This is a genomic window from Streptomyces buecherae (assembly GCF_014295035.1).
GTDB classification, from domain to species: Bacteria; Actinomycetota; Actinomycetes; order Streptomycetales; family Streptomycetaceae; genus Streptomyces; species Streptomyces youssoufiensis.
Window position 1 is genome coordinate 682815 of sequence record NZ_CP060404.1, and the last position, 11131, is coordinate 693945.

General features: G+C 73.4%; 10 protein-coding genes. 6 read left to right on the top strand and 4 right to left on the bottom strand.

Annotated features, from left to right (window positions below; all coding sequences use genetic code 11):
* Nucleotides 1-138: 138 nt before the first annotated feature.
* Nucleotides 139-636 carry a MarR family transcriptional regulator gene (locus H7H31_RS02420; protein ID WP_232109646.1) on the bottom strand — a complete coding sequence of 166 codons (498 nt, stop codon included), beginning with the start codon at nucleotides 634-636 and terminating at the stop codon, nucleotides 139-141.
* 98 nt (nucleotides 637-734) lie between these two features.
* On the opposite strand from H7H31_RS02420, the gene H7H31_RS02425 reads away from it, so the two are divergent.
* The 5 genes from H7H31_RS02425 (at nucleotide 735) to H7H31_RS02445 (ending at nucleotide 5131) form a co-directional block, all read left to right on the top strand.
* Nucleotides 735-1916 carry a PP2C family protein-serine/threonine phosphatase gene (locus tag H7H31_RS02425; protein WP_187062977.1) on the top strand — a complete coding sequence of 394 codons (1182 nt, stop codon included), beginning with the start codon at nucleotides 735-737 and terminating at the stop codon, nucleotides 1914-1916.
* 396 nt (nucleotides 1917-2312) lie between these two features.
* Nucleotides 2313-3305 carry a dihydroxyacetone kinase subunit DhaK gene (gene dhaK / locus H7H31_RS02430; protein WP_187062978.1) on the top strand — a complete coding sequence of 331 codons (993 nt, stop codon included), beginning with the start codon at nucleotides 2313-2315 and terminating at the stop codon, nucleotides 3303-3305.
* A 216-nt stretch (nucleotides 3306-3521) separates the two neighbouring features.
* Nucleotides 3522-4133, top strand: a complete 612-nt coding sequence (gene dhaL / locus H7H31_RS02435) for a dihydroxyacetone kinase subunit DhaL (protein ID WP_187062985.1) — start codon at nucleotides 3522-3524, stop codon at nucleotides 4131-4133.
* Entirely contained in the window at nucleotides 4130-4555 is a 426-nt protein-coding gene (gene dhaM, locus H7H31_RS02440) for a dihydroxyacetone kinase phosphoryl donor subunit DhaM (RefSeq protein WP_308118167.1), read from the top strand. The genes dhaL and dhaM overlap by 4 nt, the downstream gene beginning before the upstream one ends.
* 192 nt (nucleotides 4556-4747) lie before the next feature.
* Complete coding sequence (locus H7H31_RS02445) at nucleotides 4748-5131, top strand: VOC family protein (protein ID WP_187062979.1); 384 nt, start codon at nucleotides 4748-4750, stop codon at nucleotides 5129-5131.
* 99 nt (nucleotides 5132-5230) lie between these two features.
* Here the strand turns inward: H7H31_RS02445 and H7H31_RS02450 are convergent, their stop codons facing one another.
* From H7H31_RS02450 to H7H31_RS02460, 3 genes are all read right to left on the bottom strand, one after another.
* Entirely contained in the window at nucleotides 5231-7069 is a 1839-nt protein-coding gene (locus H7H31_RS02450; RefSeq protein WP_187062980.1) for an ABC transporter ATP-binding protein, read from the bottom strand.
* Nucleotides 7062-8804, bottom strand: coding sequence for an ABC transporter ATP-binding protein (locus H7H31_RS02455; RefSeq protein ID WP_187062981.1), 1743 nt, complete (start codon nucleotides 8802-8804; stop codon nucleotides 7062-7064). Before H7H31_RS02455 ends, H7H31_RS02450 begins: the two co-directional genes overlap by 8 nt.
* A 143-nt stretch (nucleotides 8805-8947) precedes the next feature.
* Nucleotides 8948-9751, bottom strand: coding sequence for a siderophore-interacting protein (locus H7H31_RS02460; RefSeq protein ID WP_187060834.1), 804 nt, complete (start codon nucleotides 9749-9751; stop codon nucleotides 8948-8950).
* Nucleotides 9752-9880: 129 nt separating this feature from the next.
* Here H7H31_RS02460 and H7H31_RS02465 point away from each other — a divergent pair, with 129 nt between their 5' ends.
* A complete protein-coding gene (locus H7H31_RS02465; RefSeq protein ID WP_187060835.1) occupies nucleotides 9881-10876 on the top strand; it encodes an ABC transporter substrate-binding protein in 996 nt (331 codons plus the stop codon).
* Nucleotides 10877-11131 lie beyond the last annotated feature (255 nt).

The window sequence follows — 11131 nt, forward strand, 5'->3', positions numbered from 1 at the left end:
CAGACGGTCGTCCCCATGTCCCCCGACGACTCACCATCCGGGTGCGTGGCGATCACCGCGCCGAACCGGCCGCGAGGGCCGCCCGGCCTCCGGACTCGGGTGGTGGGCACGGCCCGGATCGGCCTCCCGGGGCTGCGCTCAGCCGCTCTCTTCGACCAGCTGTTCCCGCGCGTACGGGAGGGGCTCGGCGACGGCTTCGCAGAGGGCGGCGAGGCCGGTGGCCAAGGCGTCGCGTGTGGCGGGGGTCATCCGGTTCATCGCCTGGCGGAGGGCTTGCTCACGGCGTCGCCGGATCTCGCGCAGGTGCGCGATGCCGGCGTCGGTGAGCGTCAGCTGCATCTCGCGGCGGTCCCCGGGGCGGGGAGTCCGGCGGAGGAACCCGGCGGCCTGGAGGCGGTCGCACAGGCGCGTGGCCGTGGGAGCGGCCACCGCCAGATGACGACGGAGGGCACTGAGATTGATGCCGGGCTCGCGTTCGATGATGTACATCACACGAATCTGTGCCGTGGAGACAGGGGCGGTGCTCAGGGCGTCCCGGCCCCGTTCCCAGGCGATCTCCAGGAGCTCAAGGACACGGCTGACCTCAGGCACGGCGGCAGTGGCCCGTTGCTGGAGAGCCATGGGGTCCTCGCGCATGTGACACTCCCGTGTGAGCGTTTTGTGCTCGATCCGGCTGGTCGGTGTAAGAAGCCGCATGAATGAAGATATGTCAAGGAAGGCAAGGTCCGGTACCCGTGGACAGACCCAGCGCGGTTGAGCGCCTGTTGCGCGAGGCTGCGCCCCATGAGGTTTTCGACGTGGTCCGCTCGGTGATCGAGCAGCGACACGGCGCCGTGGCGGTCGACCTCTTGATGGCCGACTATGCCATGACACAACTGCAGCCCGTAGGCGTTCTCCCGCACACCCACCATTCGCTGCCGGTCCATGACACCGCCCCAGGTCACGCCTTCATCGCCCAGGAAGCGCACTGCGTGCCCGGCGTCGCGTCGTCCACCGTAACGGTCTACCTGCCGGTCAGCGTCCGTGGTGACCGGCTCGGCGTGCTCAGCGTGCGGTTGCCCGGCGGTGAGAGCGATGTCGACCCCGGGACCCTGACGGACCTCGCGCAGTGCGCGGCCGCGCTGGCGCACGAGATCGCCGTCGCGGAGCGGGACACCGATCTCTTCCTGCAGGCCCGCCGCGCGGAACGGCTCACCCTCGCTGCCGAGATGCAGTGGCAGCTCCTGCCCGGGCGCTCTTGCTCGCGGCCCGAGTACAGCCTCGGCGCGCAGCTGGAACCCGCTTACGCGATCTTCGGTGACAGCTTCGACTGGTCGTCGTCCGCCGACGACCTCCTGGTGACCGTGAGCAACGGCATGGGCGAGGGCATCGACGCGGCCCTGCTCACGAACCTCGCGACCAACGCCCTGCGCAACGCCCGCCGCGCCGGGCTGAACCTCGCCGACCAGGCGTACCTGGCCGACCAGGCCGTCTACGGCCAGCACCACGGCCAGCAGTTCCTGTCCACGCTCATGCTCCGCTTCTGCCTTCCGACCGGAGACGTGGAGATCATCGACGCTGGCTCGCCCCGGATCTGGCGGCTTCGCCGGGACGTGGTCGAGGCCATCGGATTCGACGCCCAGATACCCCTGGGGATGTTCGAGGACACGACGTACACCACGCAGCGCTTCAAGGTCGAGTCCGGGGACCGGCTGTTGTTCATCAGTGACGGCGTCTACGACGCCCTCTCACCGGCAGGTGAGAAGTACGGCCAGCGGGCGTTGGCCAGAGCGATCACCAGTACCCGTCTCCTGCCCGCTTCCCAGGTACCCAGGACGATGCTGCAGGAGCTGCTGGGACACCGCGGCTCCGGGCCGGCGGCGGACGACGCCCTGGTCGTATGCCTGGACTGGCACGGCCGCCCGGGCACCGGCTGACACAGCCCTGCCGGGATCTCGACATGGGAGCGGCATCCGATGGCGAGCGAGGTGTGGGGGGGGCGGTCTCTGAACGTGCTCATGACGAACCTGCTCATCCAGGCAGGTCCGCGCCGCACGGCAACGGCGGGCCGAAGCGCGGCATGGGAGGCCGCCTGGAGTGGTGACGCCATCCTGGCCAAGGGACGCCCGCGCCTGATATTGGTTCGAGTGTTCGCTCTTGGAAACCCGGGCCCGAGCACCAACGCCTGACGCCTTGTCGGAGAGGTCGGCATCAGGATCGCCGGGAGTCGCTTCCACCGCCATGGAACACCAAGATTAAGAGTGGCTGGCACCCGCTCTGCCCTGCACAGACACAGCTCACGACTCCGTCTTTGACCTGCCGAGGAGAGACAGTTGAGGATGCTCATCAATGTGCCCGACACCGTGGTCGCCGACGCGTTGCGCGGGATGGCCGCCACGCATCCGGAGCTGACCGTGGACGTGGAGGGGCGGGTGATCGTACGCCGCGACGCGCCGGTGGCCGGAAAGGTGGCCCTGGTGTCGGGCGGTGGGTCCGGGCACGAGCCGCTGCACGGGGGGTTCGTGGGCACCGGGATGCTCGACGCGGCGTGTCCCGGAGAGGTGTTCACCTCGCCCGTGCCGCACCAGATGGTCAAGGCGGCGGCGGCCGTGGACAGCGGCCAGGGAGTGCTGTTCGTGGTCAAGAACTACACCGGCGACGTGCTCAACTTCGACATGGCCATGGAACTCGCCGAGGACGAGGGCGTACGGGTGGCCAAGGTGCTGGTGGACGACGATGTCGCCGTGACGGACAGCACGCACACGGCGGGCCGTCGTGGCACCGGGGCCACGCTGTTCGTGGAGAAGATCGCGGGCGCCGCCGCCGAGGAGGGCGCGCCGTTGGAGCGGGTGGAGGCCATCGCCCGGCAGGTCAACGCGTCGTCCCGGAGCTTCGGGGTCGCGCTCAGCGCCTGCTCGACGCCGGCCAAGGGCGGGCCGACGTTCGCGCTGCCCGACGGCGAGCTGGAGCTCGGGGTGGGCATCCACGGCGAGCCCGGCCGGGAGCGGCGGCCCATGATGACCTCGCGCGAGATCGCGGACTTCTCCGTGGACGCCGTCCTTGAGGACCTGCGGCCCACCAACCCGGTGCTCCTGCTGGTGGGCGGCGCGGGGGCGACGCCGCTGCTTGAGCTGTACGGGTTCGCCGCCGAGGTGCACCGAGTGCTGGCCGAGCGTGGCGTGCCGGTCCTGCGCAGCCTCGTCGGCAACTACGTCACCTCGCTGGACATGGCGGGCTGCGCGGTGACGCTGTGCCAGGCCGACGAGGAGTTGCTGCGCCTGTGGGACGCGCCGGTGCGCACGCCCGCGCTGCGGTGGGGGCTGTAACCCCGCGCGCGCCCCGCGCGCGGGGCGCGCGGCGGCGGGCGGTTGACGCGCGGGCGCTGCGTACGCTGGCGTAGAGCGACGGAGAACGACCGGCCCGGCCGGTCGTACGAGCGAAGGGACCCACCCGTGTCCGGCACTGCATCCGCCTCCAACAGCGACCCCTCTCCCGCGCGCGCCCACCCCGACGCGGGGTCGGGCGGCGGCCCCGACGAGGGGTTGGACGCCGCGTTCTTCCTGCGGTGGCTGGCGGCGGTCGCCGCCGCGGTGGACCGCGAGGCGGACCACCTCACCGAACTCGACGCGGCGATCGGCGACGCCGATCACGGCAGCAACCTGCGGCGCGGCTTCACCGCCGTGGCCACCGCCCTGGACGCGGACCCACCGGGCACCCCGGGAGCGGTGCTGGCGCTGGCCGGGCGGCAGTTGATCTCGACGGTGGGCGGCGCCTCTGGGCCGCTGTACGGGACCCTGTTGCGGCGTACGGGCAAGGAGCTCGGCGACGCGCGGCGGGTCAGCGTCGCCGAGCTGGGTGCGGCGCTGCGCGCCGGCGTCGCCGCGGTGGCGCAGCTCGGCGGCTCGGCGCCGGGCGACAAGACGATGCTGGACGCGCTGGTGCCCGGCGCGGACGCGCTCGGCGCGCCCGACGCGGCGGGCGACCCGTTCGGCGCGGCGCGGGCCGCGGCGGAGGAGGGCGCGCGGGCCACGGAGGCGCTGCGGGCCCGCAAGGGCCGGGCCAGCTACCTCGGCGAGCGCAGCGTCGGGCACCTGGACCCGGGGGCCAGCTCGTCGGCCCTGTTGTTCGCGACGCTGGCGGAGGTGGCGCGGTGAGCGCGGTGCAGCGGGTGGCACAGGAGGGGCGGGTCGGGGTGGTCGTGGTCTCGCACAGCGGGCCGGTCGCGGAGGCGGTCGCCGAGCTGGCGCGCGGGCTGGCCGGGCTGACGACGGCGCCGGTCGCACCGGCCGGCGGCACCCGGGACGGCGGTCTCGGTACGAGCGCGGACCTCGTCGTCGAGGCTGCGCGGGCGGTGGACGGTGGCGCGGGAGTGGCCCTCCTGGTGGACCTGGGCAGCGCCGTCCTGACGGTGAAGGCGCTGCTGGCCGAGGACGACGAACTGCCGGCCGGCACCCGACTGGTGGACGCGCCGCTGGTGGAGGGGGCGGTGGCGGCGGTGGTCACCGCGGCCACCGGCGCCGACCTCGACGCCGTGGCGGCAGCGGCCGAGGAGGCGTACAGCTACCGCAAGGTGTGACCCGGCGTCGGCCCCGGGGGCTCGGGGACCGGCGCACCACGGGCCCCTCCCCCGCACGTCCCACGGCGTCCCCGCCTCGACGCCCCGGGTCTCGCTGCCGATGCCTCGCCGCCGACTGCCTGGTGGGAGGCGTGCCGCCGCGCCGTGAAACATGATCGCGCGGCGCGGCGAGGGCTCCGTACACTGCCCGGCATGGCATGCCGCATCAGTGAGCTGATCCTCGAATGCACCGACCCCGAGCGACTCGCCGCCTTCTGGTGCGAGGTGCTCGGCTACGTGGAAATCGGCCGGGAGGACGACGGGGGCATCGAGATCGGTCCGCCCGACGTCGGTTTCGGCGGCCCGCAGCCCACCCTCATCCTCAGCCCCGGCGACGCCCCGCCGGCCGCGAAGCCACGGCTGCACATCGACGTCAACCCCACCGACCGCGACCAGGACGCCGAGTTGCAGCGGCTGCTCGCGCTCGGCGCCAGGCCCGCCGACGTCGGCCAGACGGGCGACGAGAGCTGGCACGTGCTGGCGGACCCGGAGGGCAACGTGTTCTGCCTGCTGCGCGCCCGCGTGCGGCCCGTCTAGCCACGGGAGTCCCGGGCGCCGGCCCGGGGCCGCGGTCACCGAGGGGGACGCCCCGTCGGTGACCGCCTTCCCCTGCCCCCGCGTTGTCCTCCGTCACGCCTACGAACGCGCGATCCGGGGCGCCGGCAGCGGGTCGAGGCCGCCGTGTTCGAGGCGGATGACCCGGGGCAGCCGCTCGATGGTGGTCTCGCGGTGGGCGATGACGATCAGGGTGCGGTCGGTGCGGAGCACGTCGATGGCCGTCTCCAGCTTGTGGGCCGTGCGTGGGTCGATGTCGGCCGTGGCCTCGTCCAGGACCAGCACGGCGGGGTCGACCAGGGCGGCGCGTACCAGGCCGATCAACTGGACCTCGCCGGCCGACAGTCGGCCCTCGCCGCCGCCGAGCCGGGTCGCCAGGCCGTCCGGCAGGCCGGCCACCCAGTCCTCCAGGTCGAGGCGGGCCACGGCCTGTCGGACCTCGTCGTCGGTGGGCCGGCGCGGGACCAGGGCCAGGTTGTCCCGGAGGGTTCCGCTGACCAGGTGCACCCGCTGCGGCACGAGGACGATCCGCCGGCGCAGTTCGCCGGGCGGCAGCGCGCGCAGGTCGACGCCGGCGTAGCTGACGCTGCCCGCGTCGGGGGTGTACAGGCCGGTGACCAGCTTGGCCAGGGTCGTCTTGCCCGCCCCGGTCGGGCCGACCAGGGCCACCCGGTCGCCGGCCGGGACGGACAGGCTCAGGCCGTGCAGGACCTCGGCGTCGGCGACGTAGGAGTAGCGCACGTCGCGCACCTCGAGGTCGCCCCGCTCGGGCGTCGTGGAGGGAGTCGGGGCCGTGCCGCGTACGGTCCGTCGCGGCCGGTCCGGCGGAGCCGACTCATGCGCGGGGGCCTGCTTCGGGGGCGCGTCCGAAGGATCGCGGGGGTGTGCGGCGTCGGACGGCGCGGCGTCGGGGGCGGGCTCGGTGGCGTGCGGGGCGGTCATCGTCAGCAGGTCGAGCAGCCGGGCCAGGCCGACCTTGGTGAGTTGCAACTGGCCGACGAGGTTGGACGCCTGGGTGGCGGAGTCGAAGAGCTGCCGGGTGGCCAGGATGAACACGACGACGGTGCCGACGCTGATCTGGCCGTCGGCGGCCAGCCAGCCGCCGAGCAGCAGCAGGACCACCGTGGTCAGGCCCTGCACGACGCGCGAGAGGCTGATGATGAACAGCGACTTCTGGGTGCGCCGCGCGGCCTGGTAGCGGTGCTCGCTGTCGGTGAGGAACCGCTGCCGCCAGCCGCCCACGCCGTTGTTGGTCTGCAGCATCTCGCGGGCCGTCACCAGCTCCCGGTAGGTGGCGGCGACGGTGCCGGCGGCGGCGGCCTCGGCCGCGAACGCCGGGCCGGCCGCGCGCTTGAAGCGGCGCAGCACCCACACGATGCCGGGCACGAACACCACGAGCAGCGCGAGGGTGAGCAGCGGCGAGTAGCTGAGCAGCAGGACGGTGGTGAACAGCAGGTAGCCGAGGACGGTGAGGACCTCGGGCAACTGGCTGCGGACGAAGTTGGCGAGGTCGGCGATCTCCGTGGTGGTGCGCCGCAGCAGATCGCCGGAGCGGTGTGCCTCGAGGAAGCGCAGCGGGGCCTGGGCCAGGCGTCGTACGGCCAGTTCGCGCAGGCCGCGCACGACGCGTTCGCCGACCGAGGTGAGCCAGATCTCGGACTGCCGGAACAGTACGAGGCGTACCACGACGAGGCCCACCAGCACGCCGGCGGCGGTGAGCAGGCCGTCGCGGTCGTCCTCGATGAGCTGGTCGACGCCGGCGCCGATGACGGCCGGCACGGCGACCGTGCAGGCGGTGGCCGCGGCGCTGCTGACCAGGGCCAGCACGATGCCGCGGCGCTCGGAGCGCAGGTACGGCCAGGCGCGGCGCAGGACGGCGGTCTGGTCGGGGGTCTCGGAGAGCCCTGGCTGCTCAGCCACCCGCGCTCACCCGCTCCTCCTCGGCCGCGGCCGGGGCGGCGGCGTGCTCCAGGGTGATGACGCGGTCGGCGGCGGCGAGCACCGCCGGGCGGTGGGTGGCGAACACGACGGTGAGCCCGTCGCCACGGCTGGTGAGTCGTTCCACGATGGCCTTCTCGGTTTCGGTGTCGACCGCTGAGGTCACGTCGTCGAGCAGCAGCACGGACGGCTTGCGCAGCAGCGCCCTGGCCAGCGCGAGCCGCTGGGACTGGCCGCCGGAGAGGGTGTTGCCGCCCTCCCCCAGCGGGGTCTCCAGGCCGTCGGGACGCTCGGCGAGGTAGTCGTCGAGCGCGGCGAGGCGGCACGCCTCGCGCAGCTCATCGTCGCTGAACTCGCCGCCGAGGCGCAGGTTGTCGGCGAGGGTGCCGCTGACGGTGACCGGCCGCTGCGGCACGTACGCGACGCGGGCCCGCAGTTCGTCGGGGGCGGCCTGGTCCAGGGGGACGGCCCCGTACCGTACGGTGCCCTCGCTCGGGGCGCTCAGGTGGGCGAGGACGCGCAGCAGCGTGGTCTTGCCGGAGGCCATCGGCCCGGTGAGGGCGACGAGTTCGCCGGGGCGTGCGGTCAGGCTGGTGGGGGCCAGGATCGTACGGCCCTCGCGGCGGACGGTGACGCCGTCGGCGACCAGGTCTCCGGTGGCGGGCAGCGGGGTGGGGTCGGCCGGCCCGGCCAGGGCGGGTTCGGTCGCGAAGACCTCCACCAGGCGGCGGGCGGCGGTGCGGGCCTGGCTGAGCTGGCTCAGGCGCAGGGTGAGCACGCCGACCCAGAGCACCAGCATGCTCATCCAGCTCGTGAAGGCCACGATGCCGCCGATGGACATGTCGTCGCGCAGCACCGCCAGGCCGCCGACGGCGAGGCCGACGCCGATGGCCAGGCCGGGCACGAAGGGCGAGGCGGCGGCCCAACTCGCGGAGATACGGGCCGTGACGAGGGTGTGCCGGGTGACGTGGGAGCTGCGCTCGTCGTGCCGTTCGACCAGCGCCCGCTCGCCGCCGAGGCCGCGTACGGCGGCGCTTGCGGACAGCAGTTCCTCGACGGCGTCGGCCCGGGCGCCGTGCGCGGCGGACAGGTCGGCGTTGGCCGCTCCGAACCACTTGGGGAACAGCACCGTGTTGATGACCACCAGCGGCGGTACGCAGGCGAGCCCGACGACGGCGAGCAGCGGGTCGAGCCCGAGGATGGCGATGATCATGACGGTGAAGCCGACGACGCCGGTGACGAAGGAGGCGAACCCCATCAGCCAGGTGCGCATCAGGTCCACGTCGCGGGTGCCGCGCATGCTCAGGTCGCCCTCGCCGTACCGGTCCAGGGCGGCCTCGTCGAGTACGCCGATCCGGTCGGCGAGGCGCAGGTAGAGCCGGTTTCCGGTGAGCGTCGCGCTGACGGTGGACTGCCAGCCGAGGACGATCTCGCCGAGCGCGGCGGCCACGCTGACCGCGGCGATGACACCGGCCCAGCGGAGCGTCGCGGGCGGGTCGTCCACCGTGATGCCCTGGTCCACCGCCCGTTCGACGCACCAGGGCAGGCCGATCAGGGCGAGTTGGTAGAGCAGCCCGCCGATGACCGCGACGGCGATGCGCCCCGCGTTGTCGCGCAGGCACCACAGCAGCAGGCCGCCGGGGCCCGACCGTTCGACGGAGGCCGCGGGGGCGGCGGAAGCCGGGGACTCCGGCACGGCGGCGGTCGGGGGCGTCATGTGCCGCTCCCGGTGGGGAGTGTGGGCATGGTCGGGTTGACCTCCGTTGGCCGTGCTGGGTGGGGGCGTCGCGGCTGCTGGGCGCGGGCGGGCCCGGGGGCCGGGGTGCCGGCTCGGGGGTGGTGGCTGCGCATGGGGCGGGCTCAGACCTCGCTGTCCTGGGTCTCGCCCCGCGTCCAGTACGCGGTGAGGTGGGTGTGCGCCCGGTCCATGCCGTGGGTGCGGACGTAGTGGTCACGCAGGGACCGGACGACGCCGCGTTCGGCCGCGCCCCACACCCGGCCGGCCCCACGCGGCAGGGGCGTCGCGAGTGCGGCGTCGTGCAACAGCTCCCCCGCGGGGCGGCCGTCGCGGTGCAGCCAGGTGATCTCGGCGTCCGCCGCGGTGGGCAGCGGTTGCTCCTCCTGCGCGTCGGCGACCTCGATGAGCACCCGGGCCCTGGCGCCGGCGGGCAGCGCGGCCAGCGTGACGGCGATGGCGGGGATGGCCGTCTCGTCACCGAGGAAGAGGTGCCAGGGGGCTTCGGCGTCGAGCGGGTAGGCGGGGCTGGGCCCGAACCAGATGCTCTCGTCGCCGGGCCGCACGGTCTCGGCCCAGCCCGACGCGAGCTGGTCGGCGCCGTGCAGGACGAAGTCCATGTCCACCTCGGCCTGTTCGGGGCGGTGGTGGCGGATGGTGTAGCGGCGCAGCCGGGGGCGGGCGACGGGCAGCAGGGCGCGGGCCGCCTCGGCGGTGAAGGGGCGGGGCAGTTCGACGTGTGGCTCGTAGAAGTAGAGCGCGACGTGCTGGTCGGTCCCGTTGCTCAGGAAGCCTGACAGGTCGTCACCTCCGAAGGTGATCCTGGTCATACGCGGGGTGATCCGGCGCACCCGGCGCACCCTCGTGACGTTCAGCCTGCCTGGCCGACGGCTCGCGTACTGGTGCTCTTGGGTCGACGCCCCGCTCATCCTGATGGGCTCCTCACTCCGCAACGGTGGCCAACTCCTTAGATCTTGCGGTCAAGGAGTAAGTTAGGCAAGCCTAACCTTTCGTGCGCGGCATCGTCGCGCCGCATTCGACGTGCGAGGAGAACCGAGATGACCCGATCCGCCATCCCGTTCACGCCTGTGAAGCGCCGGGCGTTCCTCGGCGGACTGGCCGCAGCAGCCGCCGCCGTTGGACTGACCGCCTGCGGGGTGAGCGGATCCGACGACGATGACAAGAAGGACGACAAGGGGGGCGAGGGCGGCGGGAAGCAGGGCACGCGCAGCGTCAGGACCGACAACGGCACCATCGAGGCCCCGGCCCACCCCCAGCGCGTCATCGCCTGCGAGAACTGGGACACCCTGATGCTCCTCGACCTCGGCATCGTGCCGGTGGGCATCCCCGACGGCATCGCGAACCCCGCCGCGCTGCCCGCGGACGTCTACCAGAAGCTGCGCCGGGTCAAGACGATCGGCGTGGCCGGCACGCCCAACGCGCAGGCGATCGGCGCGCTCAGGCCCGACCTGATCGTCGACCAGTTCTACAAGGACAAGACCGCGCCGCTGAAGACCATCGCCCCGGTCGCGTACTTCAACTGGTCCGACAGCGGGGCCCTCTGGTACGAGCAGCTCGACAAGGTCGCCGACGCGGTCAACCGGCGCGACGCGCTCACCGACGCCAAGTCGGAATACCGTCGGCGGCTGAAGGAGGTCAAGGACGCCTACGCCGCGCAGATCTCCAAGACCACCTGGGCGCCGCTCAGCGGCGGCCAGAACGGGGCGTTCTTCCTCGGCTCGCCGCTGCTGACCGTCATGCGCGACCTGGGCCTGCGGATCGGCGCGAAGATCGCCAAGGACGAGGCCGGATTCGTCCAGAAGTCGTACGAGGAGTTGGAGATCCTGGACGACTGCGACGTGCTGCTCTACCCGCAGCTCTTCGACGGCAAGGCCCCCGCCCTCACCCAGCAGTTGCTGGACAACAAGGTCTGGAAGGGCGTGCGCGCGGTCAAGGCCGGGCACGCCTTCCCGATCAAGCACTACACCGTGGGTTCCTACCGCTGGGCCAACGGCGCGGTGGACGAGATCGAGAAGATCCTGCGGAAGCTGTGACGCGCGGGCCGGGCGCGGAGGCGGCGACGACCGCCCCCGCGCCCGGCCGTCACGCCCCGCGCGGCCTCCCCGGCCGGGCGGGGCCCACGCATGCCCGGGGCGCTGTCTCGCCGCCGCCCCGGGAGGCCCGCCGGACCACAGGCGTCCCGGGGCGCGTCGTGTGTCCCCGGCGCGGTGACGCTGCCACGTCCCGCCGCGTACGGGTGGTGCGCCGGGGCGCGGGCCCCGGCGCACCACCCGTACGGCGCCCGCCCG

Excerpts from the sequence above, each read along its gene's own strand:
- H7H31_RS02445 (WP_187062979.1), top strand. The coding sequence starts at position 4,748 with ATGGCATGCCGCATCAGTGAGCTGATCCTCGAATGCACCGACCCCGAG.
- H7H31_RS02420 (WP_232109646.1), bottom strand. The coding sequence starts at position 636 with ATGCGCGAGGACCCCATGGCTCTCCAGCAACGGGCCACTGCCGCCGTG.
- H7H31_RS02455 (WP_187062981.1), bottom strand. The coding sequence starts at position 8,804 with ATGACGCCCCCGACCGCCGCCGTGCCGGAGTCCCCGGCTTCCGCCGCC.
- H7H31_RS02465 (WP_187060835.1), top strand. The coding sequence starts at position 9,881 with ATGACCCGATCCGCCATCCCGTTCACGCCTGTGAAGCGCCGGGCGTTC.
- H7H31_RS02460 (WP_187060834.1), bottom strand. The coding sequence starts at position 9,751 with ATGAGCGGGGCGTCGACCCAAGAGCACCAGTACGCGAGCCGTCGGCCA.